This is a genomic window from uncultured Cytophaga sp. (assembly GCF_937863595.1).
In the GTDB taxonomy this organism is placed as follows: Bacteria; Bacteroidota; Bacteroidia; order Cytophagales; family Cytophagaceae; genus Cytophaga.
In genome coordinates this window covers 26,818-50,567 of the sequence record NZ_CALMGQ010000062.1, presented here as the reverse complement: position 1 = coordinate 50,567, position 23,750 = coordinate 26,818, and the positions used below count along the sequence as shown (strand labels likewise).

At 34.8% G+C, this 23,750-nt stretch carries 22 protein-coding genes; 11 read left to right on the top strand and 11 right to left on the bottom strand.

The features are described 5' to 3' along the window. The first annotated feature begins 457 nt into the window (after positions 1 to 457). Entirely contained in the window at positions 458 to 2,569 is a 2,112-nt protein-coding gene (locus tag Q0543_RS05345) for a S46 family peptidase (protein WP_299250138.1), read from the top strand. Positions 2,570 to 2,650: 81 nt separating this feature from the next. On the opposite strand, the gene Q0543_RS05340 is transcribed toward Q0543_RS05345, so the two are convergent. Next, the gene (locus tag Q0543_RS05340; RefSeq protein WP_299250136.1) at positions 2,651 to 3,046 is read right to left on the bottom strand and encodes a response regulator; all 396 of its coding nucleotides are present in this window, start codon (positions 3,044 to 3,046) and stop codon (positions 2,651 to 2,653) included. A gap of 276 nt (positions 3,047 to 3,322) precedes the next feature. Between Q0543_RS05340 and Q0543_RS05335 the strand changes: the two genes are divergently transcribed. After that, entirely contained in the window at positions 3,323 to 3,694 is a 372-nt protein-coding gene (locus Q0543_RS05335) for a helix-turn-helix domain-containing protein (RefSeq protein WP_299250134.1), read from the top strand. A gap of 472 nt (positions 3,695 to 4,166) precedes the next feature. Here the strand turns inward: Q0543_RS05335 and Q0543_RS05330 are convergent, their stop codons facing one another. Then, positions 4,167 to 4,898 carry a Bax inhibitor-1/YccA family protein gene (locus Q0543_RS05330; protein ID WP_299250132.1) on the bottom strand — a complete coding sequence of 244 codons (732 nt, stop codon included), beginning with the start codon at positions 4,896 to 4,898 and terminating at the stop codon, positions 4,167 to 4,169. A 120-nt stretch (positions 4,899 to 5,018) separates the two neighbouring features. Between Q0543_RS05330 and Q0543_RS05325 the strand changes: the two genes are divergently transcribed. From Q0543_RS05325 to Q0543_RS05315, 3 genes are all read left to right on the top strand, one after another. Beyond that, the gene (locus Q0543_RS05325) at positions 5,019 to 7,724 is read left to right on the top strand and encodes a valine--tRNA ligase (RefSeq protein ID WP_299250130.1); all 2,706 of its coding nucleotides are present in this window, start codon (positions 5,019 to 5,021) and stop codon (positions 7,722 to 7,724) included. A 30-nt stretch (positions 7,725 to 7,754) separates the two neighbouring features. Continuing rightward, positions 7,755 to 8,717: an OmpA family protein gene (locus Q0543_RS05320; protein ID WP_299250128.1), complete on the top strand. Its 963-nt coding sequence runs from the start codon at positions 7,755 to 7,757 to the stop codon at positions 8,715 to 8,717. 450 nt (positions 8,718 to 9,167) lie between these two features. Then, complete coding sequence (locus tag Q0543_RS05315; RefSeq protein ID WP_299250126.1) at positions 9,168 to 11,966, top strand: T9SS type A sorting domain-containing protein; 2,799 nt, start codon at positions 9,168 to 9,170, stop codon at positions 11,964 to 11,966. A 201-nt stretch (positions 11,967 to 12,167) separates the two neighbouring features. On the opposite strand, the gene Q0543_RS05310 is transcribed toward Q0543_RS05315, so the two are convergent. The 9 genes from Q0543_RS05310 to nusB all read right to left on the bottom strand — a co-directional run bounded on the left by Q0543_RS05310 (position 12,168) and on the right by nusB (position 18,700). Next, positions 12,168 to 13,382, bottom strand: a complete 1,215-nt coding sequence (locus Q0543_RS05310; RefSeq protein ID WP_299250124.1) for an alanine dehydrogenase — start codon at positions 13,380 to 13,382, stop codon at positions 12,168 to 12,170. Positions 13,383 to 13,409: 27 nt separating this feature from the next. Continuing rightward, positions 13,410 to 13,886: a tRNA (adenosine(37)-N6)-threonylcarbamoyltransferase complex ATPase subunit type 1 TsaE gene (gene tsaE, locus Q0543_RS05305; RefSeq protein ID WP_299250122.1), complete on the bottom strand. Its 477-nt coding sequence runs from the start codon at positions 13,884 to 13,886 to the stop codon at positions 13,410 to 13,412. A 26-nt stretch (positions 13,887 to 13,912) separates the two neighbouring features. Next, positions 13,913 to 14,524: a dephospho-CoA kinase gene (coaE, locus tag Q0543_RS05300; protein ID WP_299250120.1), complete on the bottom strand. Its 612-nt coding sequence runs from the start codon at positions 14,522 to 14,524 to the stop codon at positions 13,913 to 13,915. A 3-nt stretch (positions 14,525 to 14,527) separates the two neighbouring features. Further along, on the bottom strand, positions 14,528 to 15,127 hold the full coding sequence (locus Q0543_RS05295; protein ID WP_299250119.1) for a hypothetical protein: 600 nt from the start codon (positions 15,125 to 15,127) through the stop codon (positions 14,528 to 14,530). A gap of 183 nt (positions 15,128 to 15,310) precedes the next feature. Continuing rightward, on the bottom strand, positions 15,311 to 15,622 hold the full coding sequence (gene yajC, locus Q0543_RS05290; protein ID WP_299250117.1) for a preprotein translocase subunit YajC: 312 nt from the start codon (positions 15,620 to 15,622) through the stop codon (positions 15,311 to 15,313). Positions 15,623 to 15,671: 49 nt separating this feature from the next. Further along, complete coding sequence (locus tag Q0543_RS05285; RefSeq protein ID WP_299250115.1) at positions 15,672 to 16,154, bottom strand: DUF1573 domain-containing protein; 483 nt, start codon at positions 16,152 to 16,154, stop codon at positions 15,672 to 15,674. A 53-nt stretch (positions 16,155 to 16,207) separates the two neighbouring features. Continuing rightward, positions 16,208 to 17,071, bottom strand: coding sequence for an isocitrate/isopropylmalate family dehydrogenase (locus Q0543_RS05280; RefSeq protein WP_299250113.1), 864 nt, complete (start codon positions 17,069 to 17,071; stop codon positions 16,208 to 16,210). Position 17,072: 1 nt separating this feature from the next. After that, entirely contained in the window at positions 17,073 to 17,363 is a 291-nt protein-coding gene (locus Q0543_RS05275; RefSeq protein WP_299250111.1) for a YtxH domain-containing protein, read from the bottom strand. Positions 17,364 to 17,563: 200 nt separating this feature from the next. After that, complete coding sequence (gene nusB, locus Q0543_RS05270) at positions 17,564 to 18,700, bottom strand: transcription antitermination factor NusB (protein WP_299250109.1); 1,137 nt, start codon at positions 18,698 to 18,700, stop codon at positions 17,564 to 17,566. 206 nt (positions 18,701 to 18,906) lie between these two features. Here nusB and Q0543_RS05265 point away from each other — a divergent pair, with 206 nt between their 5' ends. The 6 genes from Q0543_RS05265 (at position 18,907) to Q0543_RS05240 (ending at position 23,581) form a co-directional block, all read left to right on the top strand. Next, positions 18,907 to 20,691, top strand: a complete 1,785-nt coding sequence (locus Q0543_RS05265; RefSeq protein WP_299250108.1) for an ABC transporter ATP-binding protein — start codon at positions 18,907 to 18,909, stop codon at positions 20,689 to 20,691. 191 nt (positions 20,692 to 20,882) lie between these two features. Continuing rightward, a complete protein-coding gene (locus tag Q0543_RS05260; protein ID WP_299250107.1) occupies positions 20,883 to 21,383 on the top strand; it encodes a hypothetical protein in 501 nt (166 codons plus the stop codon). Positions 21,384 to 21,396: 13 nt separating this feature from the next. Then, the gene (locus tag Q0543_RS05255; protein WP_299250105.1) at positions 21,397 to 22,119 is read left to right on the top strand and encodes a sterol desaturase family protein; all 723 of its coding nucleotides are present in this window, start codon (positions 21,397 to 21,399) and stop codon (positions 22,117 to 22,119) included. A gap of 85 nt (positions 22,120 to 22,204) precedes the next feature. Continuing rightward, positions 22,205 to 22,564, top strand: a complete 360-nt coding sequence (locus Q0543_RS05250) for a hypothetical protein (protein ID WP_299250103.1) — start codon at positions 22,205 to 22,207, stop codon at positions 22,562 to 22,564. Between the two features lie 4 nt (positions 22,565 to 22,568). Further along, positions 22,569 to 23,207: a GNAT family protein gene (locus Q0543_RS05245; protein WP_299250101.1), complete on the top strand. Its 639-nt coding sequence runs from the start codon at positions 22,569 to 22,571 to the stop codon at positions 23,205 to 23,207. Further along, entirely contained in the window at positions 23,189 to 23,581 is a 393-nt protein-coding gene (locus Q0543_RS05240; RefSeq protein ID WP_299250099.1) for a hypothetical protein, read from the top strand. The genes Q0543_RS05245 and Q0543_RS05240 overlap by 19 nt, the downstream gene beginning before the upstream one ends. Positions 23,582 to 23,750: the final 169 nt, after the last annotated feature.

The window sequence follows — 23,750 nt, the reverse complement described above, 5'->3', positions numbered from 1 at the left end:
TACAAAGTACAAAGTACAAAGTACAAAGTACAAAGTACAAAGTACAAAGTACAAAAATGCTGAAGTTATAGGTTACAGGTGGTTGGTGGAAAAGACACAACAAAAAAAAATACAATATCGGATGGTAAAGGATTGAATTTACAAGAACACTCAATAACTCTAAAGATGCACCAAGAAATTGGGCGATAAATAAAAATGAGCAGATGTCATTTCAATGCGCTATAAAGCTTTCATTGCCATTGGCTATAGCCAACGGTTTAATTAAATTGACAATCTTCTTTACTAAATGGAATTGAGATTTATAATCTCAATTATCAGCTATTCGCGATTATAAATCACGAATAAATATAATCTAAAAAATTAACAACCTACTTTGTACACCGTACTCAGTACCCAGTACTTTTTTATCTTCAATTAATTCCTTACTTTCATCTAATCATAACTAAAGATTAATACTATGTTAAAACGTTTAATTGTTTTCATAACAATTGTTTCCCTAAGCTTGGGAAATCTATTTGCAGATGAAGGCATGTGGTTGCCTTTTTTATTGGGAAAGAATTATGATCAAATGAAAAAATTGGGTTTAAAGATTACACCCGAACAAATTTATTCTGTTAACAATGCAAGTTTAAAAGATGCCATCGTAAATTTTGGAAATTTTTGTACGGGTGAAGTTATCTCGCAAGACGGATTAATATTGACCAACCACCATTGCGGGTTTGATGCAGTACAATCGCATAGCAGCATTGAACATGACTATATTACAGACGGTTTCTGGGCAATGGATCGTTCAAAAGAACTGAGTAACCCAGGTCTTTCAGTAACCTTCTTAATTCGGATGGAAGATGTTACCGAGCGATTTGCAAATAAGACTGAAGAAGAAAAAGCCGCGCTTACAAAAGAATTAGAAAAAGAATATGGCGAAGCAAATGATTATACGATTGATATAGAAGATTTTTTTGCAGGCAATCAGAAAATAGTATTCGTTTATCAAATATTTAAAGATATACGTTTGGTAGGTGCTCCACCCTCTTCTGTTGGAAAGTTTGGTGGAGATACAGACAATTGGATGTGGCCCAGACAAACAGGTGACTTTTCATTGTTCCGTGTATACATGAGCAAAGACGGCAAACCAGCAGAATATTCTAAAGAGAATGTGCCTTATCATCCACGTAAGCATTTATCTATTTCTACCGCAGGTGTAAAGAAAAATGACTTCTCCATGGTTATGGGTTACCCAGGCGGAACAGATCGCTACATGACTTCTTTTGAAGTTGCAATGAATTACAACCAAAGCAATCCAGCAAAAATCAAAATCAGAGAAACAAGACTTGCGCTCATGAAAGCAGATATGGATGCAAATCCAGCTGTTCGTATTCAATACGCTTCTAAATATGCACGTGTTAGCAATTATTACAAATACTTCATAGGCCAAAATCAAGGTTTAAAACGCTTACATGTAATCGATGATAAAAAAGTAGAAGAAGCTGCATTTGCTGATTGGGTAAATCAAGATAGTAGCAGAGCTGAATACCAAGATATACTGGCAAATTACAAACAATTATTCGAAGCGTATAGCAAAGTTAATCTACCCTATATTTACATTCAAGAAGCAGCCTTTGGCACTGAAATATTAGAATTCGCCTATAAATCAAATGCATATTATGGTTTATTAAAATCGGATAAATTTGATGCAGCGGCAAAAGAAAAAATGATTGCAGCGGGCGACGACTATTTTAAAGATTACAATAAAGGAACCGATCAAAAAGTATTTGCAGCTTTATTAAAAATGTATTATACAGACATTGATAAAGCCTTACATCCTGGCATCTTTACTGTAATAGAAAAAAAATACAAAGGAGATTTTGATAAATATGCGACAATGGTTTTTTCAAAATCTATATTTGCAAATAAAAATTTGTTTGATGCGTTTATGGCGAACCCAAGCGCAGCAGCATTAGAAAAAGATCCGGGGTTTGCATGCATGACTTCCATCCTTGGTGATTTCAGACGTGATGTAGGACCAGCTTTGGGTGCATTATTTGGAAGGCTAGAATTAACAAATCAATTGTATTTAAAAGGTATTCTTGAACAACGCAAGAATCAAGTATTGTATCCAGACGCAAACTTTACCATGCGTTTAACCTATGGCACGGTGCAAGACTATGTACCAAGAGATGCAGTACACTATAATTTCTACACAACACTTGAAGGTTTAATGGAAAAAGAAGATTCGACCAACGAAGAATTTATTGTTCCTAAAAAATTAAAAGATTTATACAATTCCAAATCGTACGGAGACTATGCGAACGAGGAAGGCAAACTACCTATTTGTTTTATTACAACGAACGATATAACAGGTGGCAATTCTGGCAGTCCTGTCATGAATGGAAACGGAGAATTGATCGGTGTTGCATTTGATGGGAACTGGGAAGCAATGAGTGGTGATATTATTTATGAGCCATCCTTACAACGATGTATTTCTGTTGATATTCGATATGTATTATTCATGATCGATCAATATGCAGGTGCAAAACATTTGATTGACGAAATGACACTTGTTAAATAAATAGTACGAATAAGATTCACATGAAAAGGTCCTGTAACAAATTGTTACAGGACCTTTTTAAATATATTTAGACTTAGAATACTAAACAAATAAACTGTTTGCAAATTCTTGTGTGAGTGGCTTTACAATATAATTTTCAGCTCCCAATTGATTCATTTGAATGACATCCTTAATATCATCCGAGCTTGACAATGGATATACGCTTGTATTGCTAAACTGAGAAGCAAAATCTTGATGAAATAATTCTAAAAATTGAAATCCATTCATGATAGGCATATTAATATCTAAAAATATAATCCCACGTTTGGTATTCTTTTTATTCTCCATTAAGGCTTGTAATATTTGAATACCCACTTGACCATTTGTAGCTACAATTATTTTACTTTCTGGTACAAATTTGCGAATAATACGCTGATGAATGAAATTTTGTATTTCATCATCGTCTAACAACAGTACCCAGTCAACAATACAATTCATAATACTATAAAAATATTTATACAATTTAGTAAATTAGCACCCGTAAAAGCAAATTAATCCTCTAAAAGTACATAATCAGTTTAAATGATAACCTAAATATTAAAGTACTCGTAGAAGACGGTAGATGCGTGATACAAAACGCCAACCTCTACTTAAAATAAGTGAGACTGTTTTAAGCAAGCGATTGACGTCGGTTTTCTATCTTTATTACACGATTAAAATATAGAAAGCCGTCACCAAAAAAATTAATTTGTTGAATATGTAATTTAAAGTGGCATGAACATACCTGTAAACGCAAGGATTGAATTAATCCTGAAACATTTTAATTTGAATCAAAAACAGCTGGCAAAGCAAGCTGGGCTGCCAGAAAACACCTTATCTAATGCCAAGAAAGGTAAAAATATTCCCAATATTGAGTTTTTCAATTCAATATACAAGGCTCTACCTACGATAAATCCGCATTGGTTGTACATGGGGAATGGAGATATGCTGGCAGATGAAGCAACAATAGCCAACCATCCGATGCGAGAAGAAGGCGAGCTGCTTAAAAAAATAGATAACATGGCGCGGGAAATCGACTATCTAAAAGAACAAATTCGTGACAAAGAAGAAATCATTAATCTATTGAAATCGAATCGCGTCATTTGAGGAAGTATTTGAGGAAGTATGGAGTATAGAGTACTAAGTACGAATATAGAACATTAAAAACCATAAAAAATAGCTCAAACAAATTTGTTTGAGCTATTTTTTATGGTTTTTTTAAATAAAACAACGTCATTATTTAAAACTTGATCCAATTGTTATTTGTGTTCGCAATATCTCTTATCTATGATATTTAAGGCTTTAAGCACTATTCTGAAAATGCTCCATTAATAATTCATAACTTCTAATTCAATGCCGTTTAGTAATGGAAATTTGTATTGTCACTTAAACAGTTGACTAAAGCCAACGGCAATGAATGCTGCGTAGCGAATTATAAGAACATCTACTCGGCTTTCATTGCCGTCCAATTTATTTGACGGTTTTTAGATTTATTGAGTGTTCTTATAAATTCTATCTTTAATAAAAAGACATTACCTTATAATTACTTAGTACTCTATACTTCGTACTAAGTACTTTTTTACTTTCTGCTACTCAATTTGGCCAGCAATTTCAAAATCTCAATGTACAACCAAACAAGTGTTACCAATAAGCCAAACGAAGCATACCACTCCATATATTTAGGTGCACCATTCGCTTCTCCTTTTTCAATAAAATCAAAATCCAAAACTAAATTCAAGGCTGCGACAACGACTACAACTAAGCTGAAAATAATACTGAATATCCCATTTCCATGAATGTATGGAACAGAGATTCCGAAAAAACCAAGAACGAAAGTCACCATATAAATCAGAAAAATTGCGCCAGTTGCTGCTACAATTCCCAATTTGAAATTTTCAGTTGCTTTGATTAATCCAGAACGGTAAGCCAATAATAAACATAAGAATGTTCCGCAGGTTAATAACACTGCTTGTATCGCAATTCCTGGATACATTTTATCCATAAAACCCGAAATAGCTCCTAAAAACACTCCTTCAAATAAGGCATAAGCGGGCGCTGTATATGGCGACCAAGTTGGCTTAAATGAAGTAGCTAAACCAAGTATTAAAGCGATTATAGCAGCTGCAACTACATAAATAATACCGCCTTCTAAATTGGACATGAAATCCCAAGACAATAAAGCAGTTGAAAAAACCAATGCAATTAAAATAAAACTTTTATTCACTGTGCCCTGAATGGTCATCTTTTCTTCCCCTGCTAATGCATAGGTATCAAACGTTGAATCATTTAAAGCCGGATTTGATGTTCTCATTGTTCTTTTTGGTTAATATGAATGGTTATACAAAAATACTACAAATTACCACTTTTCCATGCTATAAGAAATAACTAACTTGCAGCTTCATAAACATGAATAATCGCTTTAAAATTCCTTATGTCTGAAATTCGTAAAACATATTCGCCCGTTGAAGTAGAAAGTAAATGGTATGCGTATTGGTTGGAAAACAAATTCTTCCATTCTGAACCAAATGCAGCTAAAAAACCCTTCACGATTGTAATTCCACCACCCAATGTTACGGGAGTGCTACACATGGGACATATGCTAAATAATACCATACAAGATGTATTGATCCGAAAAGCACGTATGGAAGGTAAAGAAGCCTGTTGGGTACCAGGCACCGACCATGCATCTATAGCTACTGAAGCTAAGGTTGTTGCCTTATTACGCGAGCAAGGAATCAAAAAAAGTGATTTATCTCGAGACAAATTTTTAGAGCATGCATGGGTATGGAAAGAAAAATACGGCGGAATCATTTTAGAGCAATTAAAAAAATTAGGTGCTTCGTGTGACTGGGAAAGAACCCGCTTTACGATGGAAGAAAACCTTTCTGAAGCAGTAATCGAAGTATTCAACAAACTGCATACAGACGGCATGATATACCGTGGATTCCGTATGGTAAACTGGGATCCAGAAGGTAAAACGGCGCTATCAGACGAGGAAGTTATTCACAAAGAAGTTCAATCCAAATTATATTATATCAAATACCAAGTTGTAGGTTCAGACGAATTTGCAGTTGTTGCTACTACCCGACCAGAAACAATTTTAGGAGATACTGCTGTGTGTATTCACCCGAAAGACGATCGTTGGAAACACTTAAAAGGTAAAAAAGTAATCGTTCCACTTATCAATAAAGAGATCCCAATTATTGAAGATGAATACGTGGATCTTGAATTTGGTACAGGTTGCTTGAAGGTAACACCGGCACACGATGTGAATGATTACCAACTCGGACAAAAACACGGCTTGGAAGTAATCGACATCATGAATAATGACGGTACCTTCAATGAAAACGCACAGTTGTATGTAGGTCTTGATCGTTTTAAAGTACGCAAGGAAATTTCTGCTGAACTAGAAGAAAAAGGGTTTTTAACGAAGACAGATAATATCACCAACAACGTTGGTTATTCAGAACGTACCAATGCCGTTGTAGAGCCACGCCTTTCCTTACAGTGGTTTGTAAACATGCGCAGCTTCATGGACAAACATCCAGAAGTATTGTCATCTGTGATGAATGATGAAATTAAATTGCACCCTGCGAAGTTTAAAAACACCTACAAACATTGGATCGATAATATTAAAGATTGGTGTATCTCCCGCCAATTGTGGTGGGGACAGCGTATACCTGCTTGGTATTTAAGCGACGGAAAATATGTTGTTGCATTAAATGAAACCGAAGCGCTAGAAAAAGCGAAAACACTTACTGGAAATGCATCAATTACATTAGCCGACTTAAAACAAGACGAAGATGTATTGGATACCTGGTTCTCTTCTTGGTTGTGGCCTATCTCTGTATTTGATGGTTTTAAAGATCCAAAGAATAAAGACATCGATTACTACTACCCTACCAATGACTTGGTAACGGCACCTGAAATATTATTTTTCTGGGTTGCTCGTATGGTTATGGCAGGTTATGCATTTCGTGGAGAAAAACCATTTAGCAACGTATATTTAACGGGTATTGTGCGCGACAAACAAGGTCGTAAAATGTCTAAATCCTTAGGGAATTCGCCCGATCCATTGGATTTAATTACAAAATTCGGTGCAGATGGCGTCCGCTTTGGCATGTTGTTGAGTTCTCCTGCAGGCAATGATTTATTGTTTGACGATAAGTACTGCGAACAAGGCAGAAACTTTACGAATAAATTATGGAATGCATTCAGACTCATTAAAGGTTGGGAAGTAGATACGAATCTTCCTTACATAAATGAAGCACCCGTAGAATGGTTGAATGCAAAAATAAATGCAAGCTTAGTAGAGATTGAAGATCATTTCAGCAAGTATCGTTTATCGGATGCGTTGATGAGTGTATACAAATTGGTTTGGGACGATTTGTGCTCTTGGTATTTAGAAATGATCAAACCTGAATATGATAGAGAACTAGATAAAAGTTTACCAATTGATGAACAAACGTATCTGAAAACCTTAGCGATTTTCGAAAAGGTATTGAAGATTGTTCATCCGTTTATGCCTTTCATTACTGAAGAGTTATGGCATGATATTAAAGAGCGCGATGCTAAAGATTGTGTAATTATAGCTGAATGGCCAACAGTAACGGACTCGAAAGAAACAGAAATTAGTATTTTATCATTTGTCGAAACTACCTTAAAACCTGCTATCAATACAATTAATAGCCATATTCAAAAAAACAATTTAAAAAGAACGAGTAAACTAAAAAGTCTTTTTATCGTTCCTGCGAATGCTACTAATCCAACTGAATATAAAACTGCTGAATCATTTTTACCCTACATTTCAAAACTTTCTAAATGTGATTTTGAAATAGAAATACTTCATAAAGAGAATCAACAGTTTCAACAGTTCTATCCGTATTCTATTAACAGTAACTATCAAGTTCAGATTGAAAAAGAGAATAATCTCGACTCAGAAGCTGAGAAAGATCGTCTTGAAAAAGAGCTTGTTTATGCAAAAGGCTTTTTAATTTCGGTTGAAAAGAAACTTAATAACGAAAAATTCGTACAAAATGCAGCAGCCTCTGTGCTCGATAATGAAAAACAAAAACAACAAGATGCCATTTCTAAGATAAAATCAATAGAAGAAGCTCTAAAAGAACTTGTTGCATAATTAATTATTAAATTACGAATCCCTAATCGAATGAAACATCTTTTACGAATTTTACTATTAGCCCTAGTGTTATCTGCTACGGGTACTTTTGAGGTTTCTGCTCAAAACCCAGCACAAAGTAAGAAATACAAAAAGAAAGCTCAAGCGGCGAAAAAGAAAAAGAAAGACCCATATACTCCTGTCTACCACGATGCAGATTCGGATAAAGATGGTGTACCAGATAGCCGCGATCAATGTATACGCACTCCAAGAGGCGAACCTGTAACAACATTTGGTTGTCCGTATGATGTGGATTTTGATGGTATTTTCGATTACGAAGATTCTTGTAAAAATGAAGCAGGTCCAAGAGAAAACTTTGGTTGCCCATGGGGTGATCGCGATGGTGACGGCATCATGGATAACGTCGATGATTGTCCAGACGTAGCAGGTTTAAAAATGTATAAAGGTTGCCCCGATACAGATGGCGACGGCATACCTGATAATAAAGATAAATGCCCTAAAGTACCTGGCATTGTTAAATTTGAAGGTTGCCCACCTCCATATAGTGATATTGATGGTGACGGCGTTGAAGACTACAATGATTTATGTCCAAGTACACCTGGAGCAAAAACCAACAGAGGGTGTCCAGAGTTGAAACCTGCAGAAAAAGCAGCGTTACAGAAAGCGTTTGATAATTTATTATTCGAATCGGGTTCCGATGTAATTGTATCTTCTTCTTACCAATCTTTAGATGATTTGGCAAAAGTGTTGAGAAACAATTTGAAATTCGGTTTATTAATTGAAGGCCATACAGACAATGTTGGTGACGATGATGCAAACTTAGATTTATCGAAACGTAGAGCTATATCTGTTAAAAACTACTTAATATCTAAAGGAGTTGCAGCTGCACGTTTAACAACAGACGGATTTGGAGAAAACAAACCAGTTGGAACAAACGACACCCCTGAAGGACGAACTAAAAACAGACGTGTTGAAATGAACATCCTTCAATAAGTTTAAGGCTTAATGCCTAAAGCTTAATGCTCGTGTAGCGTATGCATTGACGATGAAACGCTAACATATATAAAATAAAAAAGAGGCTTGATTTGAATATTCGAATCAAGCCTCTTTTTTATTTACTAGATCCTCAAATTCTTGCTCTCAAGAATTGTAAGAGTTAAATATCATTTTTTACTATCGTTCTAGTTGCTTGTTAATCAACTAGTGTAAAAAGAGAAAATGTATTTTTAAAAGAAACATACATGATTTCAAAGATAAAATGGTAAACAAATGTTAATTCAATTTTTTAAATTTAAGTTACAAAAATTTGAATGTTAATTACTTAGTATTTAATAACTATTAAAATGTAAAATATAATTATAACTTTGCACTACTTATAACGTACATAATAAAGAAATTTATTTTTTAATGAATTTAAGTATGACAAATTTTATTTGTAACAATATGAAACAGCTAGTACTAATCGTATTACTTATTACTTTACTACCTATATCTGAATCTTTTGGTCAGTGTGCTGTAGATGTTAATCTTGGACAGAATCAAGTTGTTAATGGTGATTTCTCACAAGGTTACACAGGTTGGACCTATACTCCAGATTCAGATGGTGATTTAAATACACCTCCAGGTTCGCCAGATGGCTACAAAGTATTTACCGGAGGTTTTTCTGTACCAGGAAATATCTACGTTGGTACAGGTGCAGACATGTATGGATTTAACAATGCATTTAATCAACCATTTAATGGCCATACTACAGGTGCTGCAAATGATAAATTTTTAATGGTAGATGGTGTTTGTGTTGTTGGTATTAAACTTTTTAGCCAATCAAATATTCCTGTAATTCCAAACACAAGGTATTACTTTTCTATTTGGATAAACTCATTAAAAGATCAACCAAATTATCCTGGGATTTTAAATTTTGATGTTAACGGGACTAATCTTGCCACCGGAATTATTGCTCCTGCAATAGGTGGAGGTAATGTAGGTGGAGCATGGAGAAAAGTAGAAGCATTCTGGGATTCAGGTATTGCCCCCCCTACTACCGTAACGATTAGTATTAAAGGAAATCAAACGATCGGTTGCGGAGGAAATAGCGGTGAATCAGATTTTGCAATTGATGATGTTTCTTTCATTCCTGGTTGTGGATATTCTGATAATGGACCTATACCAAATTTAGGAGCAGACCGCACCATTTGTGGTACAGGTGGTTCTATAACACTCGATTCCAATGTGCCACACACAGATTCAACGTTGGTAACGTGGAGTGCCAATACACCTGGTATTAATTCTGGTTTCGGTTTAGGAGCTCCATATTCTAAAGTTATAACAGCCCCTGGAACGTATTCTGTTTGTGTTACTGCCGGAAATGCATGTACAAAATCAGATATTATTGTCGTTTCAAGTACCTTTACACCAAACAGAACGCCGGATGCAGATCTTTGTGGCATACCTACTGCACCCTTAGATGCTGTATTTACAGGTATTGGCGTTACATATCAATGGAAGCTGAATGGCTCTAATCTACCTGCACCGAGTACCAATAGAACCTATGGTGCTACCACAGTCGGAGCATATACCGTTGATGTTACTGTTCTTGGTTGTGGTACAGTAACAAGTGGCACGACTACAATTACGTCTAGTGCAACAGCAGCACCCACTACTTCCCCTGGCGCAGATCTTTGTAAAACCAATCCAGTACCTTTAGATGCTGTTTTAACTGGTACCGGTATTACGTATCAATGGAAACGTGATGGTGTTAATTTACCAACACCAAGTACTAACAAAACATATACAGCTACATCTACAGGTACATATACCGTTGATGTTAAATTACCTGGTTGTACTACTACGACAAGTGGTAATACAGTGATTACTTCTAACTCATCTATAACCCCAACAAATGCATTTTACTGCGCAACTGGCCCTATTGTAGATCCCATAACATTGAAAGCAACCGGAACAAATAGCGCAACCTTTAACTGGTATACAACATTAAATGGTGTAACTTCATTTAACACGGGTTCTTCATATACATTTACTCCACCAGTAGGTACAACAGGTGATATAACGTATTATGTAGAGGATAATACCATTACAAATGGTACTGTGGGACCAACAACTAAATTTACAACAGGTAGTGCATCTGATTTAGATGCAGGAAATGTTCAAGGAAATCAATATGGCGTTAATTTTACAACCACTCAAGATTTCACTTTAAACTCTTTGCAAATACCTATTCGTGTTACGAATGGAAAAGCAGGCACTCCAATGGTTGTAACTTCTATAAAACTACGTGTCTATTTAGATAACAATGCAACGCCAGGTAGCCAAACATCAACTAGTCTTGTATTTACATCCACCTCTGCACCAGTAACGATAGCCGGTGGTGGCGCTAATGTTGCAGTCGATTCGTTATATACCTTTAGCTTTACAAATTTTGATATCCCAATTTCCTTAGGGACTAAATTAGCTTTAAAAATAGAAACAATTTCGACCGTTTATGAAACATGGAGATATAAAGTTGGCGGTAGAACAGGCCTTACAAACCCCTATCCATATGCATCAACTATTACGCCAAACCCTGTAACCATAGTAAGTTCGTCGCTAAGTAATAGTAAGAAAACGGATGCATATTTTAGCTTATACAATTGGAATATTTCTGCTAAAACCCCTTGCTCTCGCACTCCAGTTGTTGCAATTAACAACTGTGTTACTCCAGTTACTTGGACCTCATTCTATCTTGTTCCACAAAACAATGCGTGTAAATTGGTTTGGAATACTGCGGAAGAAACCAACAATGCCTATTTTGTTGTTGAACGTTCTACAGATGGTATAAACTTTGAAAGTATTGCTACTCTTTCTGGCGCTGGCAACAGAGACATTGCTTCAAATTATTACTATATAGACAATGCACCTGTATCGGGTAATTCATATTACCGTATCACACAACACGATTACGACGGCAAGTCTTCTTCTACAGCAATGCAACCGTATTCATCAGAAAGTTTTGTAAAAGTAACAATATACCCTAACCCGTTCCAAAATAATACAACGCTTTTAGTAAACGGATCCAATGCAAGCACATATACGTATATGCTTTATAGTGTAAGCGGACAATTGGTAGAACAAGGTTCAGGCACAATGAATCAGGCTCAATCTATTGGAGAAGCACTGGCGAAAGGAATGTATATGTTAACGGTTCTTACAAGTACAGATATTGTTACAAGTAAGATTGTGAAACAATAAAAGCTGAAGGCGGAGGGTTTAAGGCCTAAAGCAAATTGGCGCATATATTGAAAATGAAACATTAACACACAAAGCAAAAAAATAAGGGTTGATTTGAATATTCAAATCAACCCTTATTTTTTTGCTTCTGTTTTGTGCTCAATTTTCAAAAATCTAGCGCATCACCGCTTTAGGCCTTCAGCTTTAGGCGTTACGCCTTCATTAAAACATACTTGCCGTTAACAGCTTAATATCCTTATAAGACACATTGTATTTTTTTGCCATAATAGAATTGGTTAGATATCCTTTATAGGTATAGATACCATTCATAAACCAGTCTTTGTGGTGTATCATCTCTTCTACCCCACCCGATTCTGCTATTTGCAAAATGATTGGTGTGAATATATTGCTTAGGGAAATCGTTGCTGTACGGGCTACACGCGATGGAATATTAGGGACGCAATAGTGAATCACATCATATTTTCTGAAAATAGGTTCAATGTGGTTTGTTATTTCAGACGTTTCAAAACAACCTCCTTGATCGATACTTACATCTACAATAATAGAGTTTGGTTTCATCTCTGCAACCATCTCATCTGTTACCAAACAGCTTGTACCCTCTTCTGCTCGCAAGGACCCTATAACAACATCTGCTTCTCTAAGTTCTTTTCTAAGGTTTACCGTATCAATCACGGAAGTGTATAATTGCAAACCCAAATTCAATTTCAAACGACGTAGGCGATACAAATGACTGTCGAATACTTTCACCTCTGCACCTAAGCCTATAGCCGTTCGCGCAGCATATTCGGCAACTGTACCTGCTCCTAATATTAATACTTTGGTTGAAGGTACGCCTGTAACTCCACCTAGTATAACACCCATGCCGTTTTTAGAAATAAGATATTCCGCTGCAATTTGCATTACAGCACTACCTGCAATTTCACTCATGGATTTCACAACCGGCTTACCTGCTGCTTTGTCTTCAATAAACTCAAAGGCAATACCCGTAATACGTTTTTTATTAATTTCAGAAATGTAACCTGGGTGCAAGGTAGACATCTGCAAAGCAGAAATTAATGTCTTCCCGGTTTTCATATATCCAATTTCTTCAACCGTTGGTGGGTCTACTTTCAATACAATTTCAGAGTCAAAAACTTCTTGTTTTGAATACACAATCTTCGCGCCTGCTTCACTGAATTCACGATCAGAGTATTTTGCATTTAGGCCTGCACCTGTTTCGACCTGAACAATGTGCCCATTATTTACAATCAATGCAACGGCTTCGGGTGTCAAACAAACCCTATTTTCAATACCATCTATTTCTTTCGGAATACCAATACACAATTGGGGTAATTGCTTACGCACCTTTTGTAATTGCTCTTTTGGATAAAGAATTTGTTCTTTAACCAACACGTCTAATTCAGACTTCTTTTTCATGAGACAAGATTGTTCATTGTATTAAAATCACCTTGCTACTGTCGTAGAAATACCCTCCACTCGAGTAATTGTATACACTCTTGTTTCTTCACTTAGAGCGTTAATTTTTATATGAATATACTTTTCTGGAAGCAAGGTTGGTATACGCGATGCCCATTCAATAAAACATAGATTTCCTGAATAGAAATAATCCTCGCACCCAATTTCATATGCTTCACGTTCAGCATTGATTCTATAAAAATCAAAATGATAATATATTTTTCCGCTATTGGATCTGTATTCATTCACAATTGAAAAAGTAGGACTTGTAACGTGTTCTACAAAGCCTAAAAATAAACCGCATTGTTTTACAAATGTAGTCTTGCCTGCACCCATTTCTCCGTCCAAAACCCAAATATGAATGCCCCTTGAAAATAACATCAACTCCTCCATAAAAGCAGTACTTTCTTCTGGGGTGTGACATTCAAATTGCAAAACGGAATTTGTAGATTCTAACGATGCCATGAACACGTATTTAGTAGTTGAATCTACTAAGAAAAGTTGGTGTATGAAAGAGCGTTTGAAAGAAATTGTTGGTGTAACCCCAAAACTTGCGGTACGACCAATTGTAGATCATCATTAACAACAATATGATCTGCCAATGCTTTTTTTTCTTCTTCGGACCATTGCCTAGAAATGATGTCACGTATTTGTTTTTCAGTTCGCTGTGGATCACGCTTCATCACCCGATTGATACGCAATTCCAAAGGAGCGGATACAACAATCATACTGTCTAATTCTTTAGCTGAACCAGATTCAAACAATAAAGCAGCCTCTTTTACAACGTATGGTGCACCTTCTTGCGTGATTACCCAGGAAGCAAAATCTTTGGCAACTGCGGGATGAATAATTGCATTTAATGTCTGTGTTTTGGTAGCATCTGCAAATGCAACAGCTGCTAAAAAGGGCCTATTTAAAGATTCTCCAATAAATACTTCAGAGCCAAATATTGCAATCAATTCTTTCCGTATCTGTGGATCTTGTTCGGTAAGCCATTTGGATCGAGCATCTGCATCGTAAGTAGGAATACCAAGTACCGAAAAAATAGAACAAACAATAGACTTCCCTGTTCCAATGCCACCTGTGATACCAACTTTATACATATATTATTCCGTAAAAGGGCGTTTATGTTTGGTTACGTTAAAAGATACTTCCACTTTATTTGTGTTGTATTTTATTTGGCTATTCGTAGATTTTGAAATTGAAATGGTTTCCTTATACGCATCAGAAATATTTTTTTCTGATAGCTTCAATAATATTTTATGGGACATGGTATCCATTATGGATGCTGGTCCCGTAGCTATAATGTATTCTGGATTGATACGTATATTCCCATCAATTTTATAATCCTCATCTAAAAAGGAATAATCGCGATCTACATAAATTTTAAATCGTTCTTTTTTGACTTTATCTAAACCCGTAAAAATGGTATCGGATGAAAAATATCGAATTTCGACTACGGGTAGTTTATCTTCTAAGTACGGACGAATATCCGAAGTTAATAAGTATTTATATCGCTTTTTAGATTTTAGATTTATCTCAATAGGATCTACAAACCAATTCAACTTTAACTTTAATAAATCCCAACCCAAACCATAGGCATGAAATTCAATCATTTTTTGCTCATCACTATCCAACATCAATTCTTGATGGTCGTATTTAAAAACAATCGGGTAATACACATCCGCCAAGTGATATCTATTCATAGCATTTAACAACCAAATACTAATCGTAGCCACTAGGCATAAAAACATTACCTTCCAATCATACTTTCGTTTAAATAATCTAATGATGGCTTTCAAAATGTGCATTGTGGGATATATTAAAATAAAAACCTCCAATGAAGTAGTAATACAAACAATGGAGGTTTTAACGAATATGTGTTAAACTTATTCTGCCTTAGTAGAAATACCTTGAACAGCAGATTTTTCAAATTTCATACGAATACGATCTACAATTAATATAATTGTTCCATCATCTTCAAGACTTGCAATTGTTCCATGAAGTCCACCTATCGTTTGAATACGATCACCAGGTTTCAAATCTGCACGAAATTTTTCTTGATCTTTTGCTTTCTTTTGTTGTGGGCGAATCATGAAGAAATAAAATACCCCAATCATTAAAGCAATTAAACCAAATTGCATGTAACCACCACCTGCACCACCTGGAGCTTGTAATAAAATTAATTGAACATTCGCCATTTTTATTTTTATTTAGAAATTGAATTATAAATTAAAACTGATGATACTATTAATTCGCATCTTTGATATAAGGACCAGAGATATCTTTCTCTTTTGCAATTACATGTCCTGTAATTGTAATAACAGTTGCTTCAGGTTCTGTATTAGCTAAAACAGTAACTGTTTTATGGAAATCACCCGGCCTGCCGCTGCTATTAAATTGCACTAAAATTTTACCTTCGCCACCAACAGGAATGGTGTCTTTTGTCCATTCTGGAGTTGTACAACCACAAGAAGCTTTTGCGTCTCTAACATACAATGGTTCTGTACCCGTATTTTTGAAAACGAATTCATGTTTTCCAAATTCTCCTTCATTGATATCTCCAAACTCATGTTCAGACTCAACAAATGCTAAAGTCGTTTGCTTTAATTCTTGAACGCCCGTTGTACCTTCCGTTTGAGTTACCGCAGCTTCTTCATCTTTTTTCCCATCACAAGAAAATACTAAAGATGCACCCGAAATCATTAAAGCATAAATTACAATACGTTTCATAGATTCATTTATTTTATATTTTACGAATTTAATTAAAATTGCTTATCTCCTATTTACAAATTTATATAATCTATTAACATAGACATATACTTTTCGGTATTTAATACCCCACGCTGATCTGGTGTTGTTTGGCTCCGATTTTCATAATAGGCATTTACTATTTGATTTTCAATACGTTGAGACAAATTTACATGACCAATATCAGATAATAAATTGCAAAATGCCATAAGCAAGGCATAGGGATTTGCTATACCCATGCCTACGATATCGGGTGCATGACCATGTAAGGGCACGTAAATACTACCGCCATCAACTTGTATTTTGGTATGAGAACGATTTAAGGCATTATAAACCGAGGCATACAGGGCATTTAATACGTTTGCCCCCTCAAAAGAGGTAACAATTTGATTGCTATTTTTATACTTGCCGTGTTTAATGAACGATACGATATTGGCATCTTCAAAACGCGATTGATAATTGGTAAATGCTAGTTTAGTCCATGCCTTCATGGTATTCTCCCATATTTGGGGTTGCTCTTGATATTGCTGCACCATCACTATTCTCTCGTCCAATTTAAAGCAAGACTTCATTACAGAACTATCCTTTAATACACCTGTAAGCATTTGATTCTCTAAAATGGGCACAGCCAAAATACGTGTAGCATCTCTTGCTTCATGAGGGATATGTGTTAGTGCATAAAAGGGCTTTAATGCTAAAAAAGCTTCTGTTTGTTGGTTTTGAGATTCAAATGGACCACACAATACAGAGTACGGTTTATTTAAACCCCATAAATCTTGAAAAGAATTTAAATAATGTAATTCAATAATATCATCAAATAAATGAAAGAATGTTTGAAGAGATTCAAACAACTCTGGACCGATGCCATTTCCTGGATATAAAAATATGTTTGTTTTCATTTCAGGCTTTTCCTGATTGTATTTTTTTAATTAAACTTTCAATTTCAGAAACCAATTCTTCTGCGGTTTCTTTGGTATCGGAAAACGTCTCTGAATCCACAATTGCATCTTTGCTGGTTTCTATCTCTTCCAATATATCTTTCAATTGTTCTTTATAACGAGCCAATTTAAACTTCAACCGCGCACGCGTATTTGAACCCTTATCGGGTGCAAACAAAATACCCAATACAGCACCAGCCGCTATGCCAATAATGAGGGTAGTTAAGGTGGAGTAGTTGTTGTCTGAAGCCATGGTAAGAAGTATAGAGTACTGAGTACAAAGTATCTGTTTATTTTTGGATGTTACAATTGTCAATGATTGAACCGTTTCTGAATTCCGTTCTGTATGCGATAGAAAGAGTTGCAGAAGTCTTTTTGTACTATGTACTATGTACAAAGTACTTTGCACATAGTACATAGTACTTTTACTCGATAATCAGTACTCTATACTTCCTACTTATTATCCATCAAACCTCTACCACTTTTCAAAATCACACCTGATTTTTGTAAGTCAATAGAAATGGTATCTAACAAACCATTTACAAACTGTTTACTTTTAGGAGTACTATACGATTTTGATACTTCAATATACTCATTAATGGTTACTTTAACAGGTATATTCGGGAATTTAACCATCTCTGTAAGCGCCATTTTAAGGATAATACGATCCGTAAAGGCCAATCGTTCGATGTCCCAATTTTGAACTTTTTCTGTAATCAATTTTTCTGCTTCGGCGTCAAAGGCAGCAGATTCTTTATATAAATCCAACATAAATGCCTTGTCATCTTCCCAGTTTGGAGATAAGGAAGGCAGCTCGTAATTCTCGTCGGTAGTTTCTTGTATACCTTTTGCAGCCTTCAATGTAAGACTACGGATCGCTTCATCATTTTCTGTCCAATTATAATCCAAATCTTCCCAATACGAATCGAGTTGTTCGTTTTTGAACAAATACGTTTTGATTAAGTGCAACACAATTTCTTTATCTTTTTCAAATGAAGATTCTGGAAATTTTTGATATTCGATGTATAACGGATCTTGTTTTATTTTTTTCTTGTAAACAACTTTTAAGAGATCTACAGGAGGATTTAATTTATGCTTTTCAACAAAACTTCTCAAGGATTTATTGCTTTCGATCGCTAATAAAACAGGGTTTTTCTTCAGTTTATAAAAATATTCCGGTATCTCACTCTTCACAACAGAGTGTATACCTTCTGTAGCGTCTGCTTCCGCAATAGACATAAAACGTGTAACACTAAATAAAACCAATTTATACATATTTTCAACACGCTCTACATCTTCAAGTAGCATGTTTTTAAAATGTGTAATGTCTTTGGTATGCGCATTATCATAATGATTAATGGCTTCAACAATGGCTTTGCGTATATCGGGTTCTTGCTCTAAATAGGAGAGATCGTTTTTTTCAAAAAACGATTCATAAAACGTATGTGCTGCTTTTTTTCTAGATTCTAAAAATGGAATGTCTTGAACATCGGGAGACATTAAATCAGGAGCAAATACTTCTGAGATCTCATCCAATCCTAAGTAAAAATTCGAAACTTTTGTTTGGTACAATGCATATAAAGATTGCATAACCTTGATCCGTAGAATTCTTCTATTCAGCATAACGTATAAAGAACATTTTTTTGGTTTACAAAGTATTTTCTGGGAATTAGTATATAAGTATTTTTGTTTCTTGAAACATAACAAACAGAAATTTCTTACTTTGTATTGAATTTCAAAGGTACTCCTTTTACAAGAGTATTCCAATTGAAAATAGTACAGAAACATACATAATTGTGAAAAAAAGGGCATTAAGTCATCTCAATAAATACTTAGTTCAATATAAATATTATCTACTTACAGGTATCTTATTTGTTTTCTTAAATAACTTCTTTGGAAGTTATCAAGGACCAGTTATTCGGGAAACCATTGATTATTTAGAACAATCACTGCCAATCCTCAAAAGTGCAACAGGTGTAGAAAAAGAACATTTACAAACTGAATTTGGAAAAGAAGTAACATTTTTGGTATTAAAAATATTGGGATTAACCATATTCAGTGGCATTTTTCTGTATTTCCAACGAAAAATTATCATTGGAACTTCAAGAAGAATTGAATATGATTTGAAGAACGAAATCTATCATCATTATCAAGTTTTACCAGTAAGTTTCTACAAAAGAAATAACACAGGCGATATCATGAATCGCATTTCTGAAGATGTAAATCAAGTTCGAAATTATCTAGGCCCTGCGATTATGTATGGCATAAACTTATTTGCAATATTTAGTGTAACCATACCGCTTATGATTTCGGTGAATGTGGAGCTAACCTTATATACACTAATACCCCTACCCTTTTTAGTAATCAGTATTTATACCGTACAAAGCATTATTACCAAACATTCGGAGCAGATACAACGCAGCATGTCCAATTTGTCATCCTTGGTTCAAGAAACTTTTTCAGGTATACGTGTTGTAAAATCATTTGGCAGAGAAGCAGCTATGAGCAGTCAGTTCAATGACCAAAGCAACGGCTATAAAGACAAGTCTATCCGCTTAACACAAATCAATGCACTGTTTTTCCCTTTAATGGTTTCATTGATTGGTGCATCCATTATTTTTATTATTTGGATTGGAGGAACAAAAGCAATTTCTAAAGATGGAATTACTACAGGTAATATTGCTGAATTCATTTTCTATCTAAATAAATTGGCTTGGCCAGTTACATCCTTAGGCTGGATAACGGTGATGATTAAACGCGCAGAGGTATCTCAAGGACGTATCAATCAATTTTTAGATGAAAAGAATACGCTTATTAAAGGGAAAGAATTAACGACTCCAATAACTGGTGCAATTGAATTTAAAGACGTTTCATTTAAATACCCAGACACGGGGATTGAAGGTGCTCGAAATATTAGTTTCAATGTATTACCCGGACAAACGATAGCCATCATAGGAAACACTGGCTCGGGTAAATCAACCATTGCGTCCTTGTTATGTCGATTATACGATACAACTACAGGCGCCATTAGCATTGATGGGATTAATATAAAGGATTATAATCTTCAATACCTGAGAAGTCAGATTGGCTTTGTACCACAAGATGTATTTTTATTTTCAGATACCATTCGTAATAATATTGCCTTCGGCTTTGACAATGTTAGCGAAGAGCAAATTATTGAAGCAGCTACCTTTGCGGACCTATACACTTCAATTCAACAATTCCCTTTAGGATTGGATACTATTTTAGGAGAACGTGGGATTACCTTATCGGGTGGACAAAAACAACGTTTATCGTTGGCGCGTGCATTTATTCGCAACCCTCGTTTATTTATTCTGGATGATTGTTTATCAGCAGTTGATACTAAGACTGAGGACACCATTTTAACCAATTTAAAAGAGGTTTTGGGCGACCGCAGTACCATAATAATTTCTCATAGAGTATCATCGGTAAAACTTGCCGACAAAATTATCGTATTAGAAGATGGACAGATTGTTCAAAGTGGTTCGCACAATGAGCTGATTCAACTGGATGGCATTTATAAGAACATTTATATGATGCAATTGCACCAGCCCGTTTGATTTTTGCCAAATGCAAAATAGTATTGAGTACGAAGTACAGAGTACAAAGACGGCACATGCAGATGACATTAAATATGGTCTGTGACGCACAGACCATATTTAATGTATTGATATACAAATAAATAATTCACATTTGGTACTTAGCATTCGATACTCCGTACTTCATACTTCCTCCATACTTTTCAAAATTTATGAAAAAACTACAACTCATTTTCGCACTCATTTTGTGCAGTGCAACAATATCTGTTTTTGGTCAAAAGCAATTAGAACTAAAAGATACGCTTACAGGTAAAGTAAAGGTGTTTAAAATTGGAGATACCTTTCGGTATAAGGCTGTAGGTGATAGTGATTATGAAAAAGTAAAAATTCAAAATATCAATGCATCTGGGATTGTTTTTTATTTACCGGATGAAGATGAAGTAAAGCCCATTAAAGAAGTTTTTGTTAGCGATATTGAATCGATTCAAAAAGCTACAACTTTACACAACATCACAAGAGCAATTGGAGGCGTGTTTATTATTGCAGGTGCTTATACAATGGCTAGCTCTAGCGCTTTAGCAGACAATAGCGGTGGCTCAACTGGAGCCTATCTTGGAATAGGTGCAGGAATATTAGCGGTTGGGGTTATTCCATATCTTATTAAGCCGAAAGTGTACGTATTAGGCAAGTCGCATACTGCTACGTTAAGATAAAAAAAATTATCTCATGACTTTAATAATTATTTTCGTTGTGTTTGGATGTTGCTTCCTTTTGGAGCGTTTAATCCCAGGATGGAAATTACCCGAAGTGCCTACATGGACTATTCGAGTAATGGCTGTCAATTTTATACAATTAGGCATTGTAATTTTTGCGGGTTATACTTGGGAGAAATGGTTTTCCAGCTTTTCTCTTTTTCATTTATCGAATGAGGTAAATCCTTTTATTGGAGGAATGATAGCCTATTTCATTGCAACATTTATATTTTATTGGTGGCACAGATGGAGACATAAAATCGATTTTTTATGGACTCACTTTCATCAAATACATCACAGTCCCCAACGCTTAGAAGTAATTACTTCATTTTACAAACATCCACTAGAGATGACAGTCAATTCATTGATTGGAGCTTTATTGGTATATTCATTTCTTGGATTAAGTCTTGAAGCAGGCGCTACATATACATTATTTACAGCACTTGGAGAATTTTTCTATCACACAAATGTTAAAACACCCCAATGGATTGGATACATTTTTCAACGACCAGAAATGCATCGAATCCATCATGAATATAATAAACACACAAACAATTATGGTGATATTGTATGGTGGGACATGTTATTTGGAACATATGATAACCCCAAAGAATTCACATCCACATGTGGGTTTGATGCTGAAAAGGAACAACGTTTAATAGATATGTTGAAGTTTAAAGATGTACATAAAGAATAATCCGTTTGAATCCAACTAACGAATGGTACTCATACAATATATATATATCGTCAGGTATACATATATTGTATGAGTTAGATTTTTTATGACACACATTGGTCCATATAAGTATCACTACCGACCAGGCTATGGATCTGCAATACTTTTGCTGGAGTTTATAAGTGGTGTTGACGATGAATCATTCACAAGCGATTTATTGTATGCTTTAAAAAGCATAGAACCTAAAATAATGGGCCATTCAGATATATGGATGAATGATACATTCACCTATACGATACATTCTACTGCTGGAAATTTTACACTATCAAAAGATACCTGGGGATTTGCATTCATTCATGCAGAAGATAATCAAGATTGTCTTGGCACTATAAATCTATTATTATTAGAAGATGTACGATTTAAAAAAATAGAAATAAATTTTGATGATTATAAAACTACAAAATAACAATATGTATATTCGTAATTGGATGGAAAATATAAAAAAAATCAGTCATATAAATTGGATTAAAAAATTTATTTTATTATTCAAGCAAAAACAACCTATTGAGAAAATCAATCCCAATTGGCAGCCGCATAATCTTCAAAATTCAATTGTAACCCTTCAACCACTTAAAGAAACTGATTTTGAAAAACTATTTGAAGTTGCTTCAGATCCACATATATGGGATCAACATCCTAGTAAAAACAGATACATTAAAACTGCATTTAGAATATTCTTCGATAGTTTAATTTCTAATCCGACAGCTTTCTTAATCATTGATAAAACAACGAATAAAATAATTGGCTCCACACGTTATAACGAATACAATCGTGAAGAATCACGCATTTGTATTGGTGGTACATTTTTGAGTCGCAATTATTGGGGCACACAATATAATAAAACAATTAAATATTTACTTTTAGATTATGCCTTTAAATTTGTTAAAAATGTATTTTTTCACGTTTCTAAAGACAATATTCGTTCACAAAAATCACTATTATCTATAGGGGCAAAAAAAGTAGGAGAAGTTGAGTTTGACCATTATGGTGAAAAAGTATTACATTATAAATACTTAATAAAAAAAACAGATTGGATACAAAATTTGTAACCTTTATTCATACATTTTCAGTGAACATGACAGGTCCATATAAATATCACTACCGTCCATGGCTTGGCTCTGAAAAACTTTTTTTAGAGTTTATAAGCGGTGTTGATAATACTTCTTTTTTAACAGACATACTGGATGCATTAAAAAGTATCACACCCAACGTTATTGGATATCCAGAAGCATGCATGAGTGATGACACCATCTATCTCATCGATTCCCTAAACGGAAAATTTACACTTTCAAAAAGCACATGGGGAAGTGCAAGTATTTTTGCAGACGACAACCAGCAGTGTATTGATAAAATAAATAACACATTAATAGAAGATGTACGATTTAAAAAAATCGAAGTAGATTATAATGATTATAAAAAATGAGATAATTAAAACACTTGTTCTTGATCTAAAGAGAACATTAAATTAAACAGGATATAAACCGAGGTATAGTGAGAGCGCACGGTGGTTACTTGAAAAGATACAACCACGGCAAAAGTAAAAGTGGAAGGTTGAAATAAAACGATTACGAATTGATAATAATAACAAATTC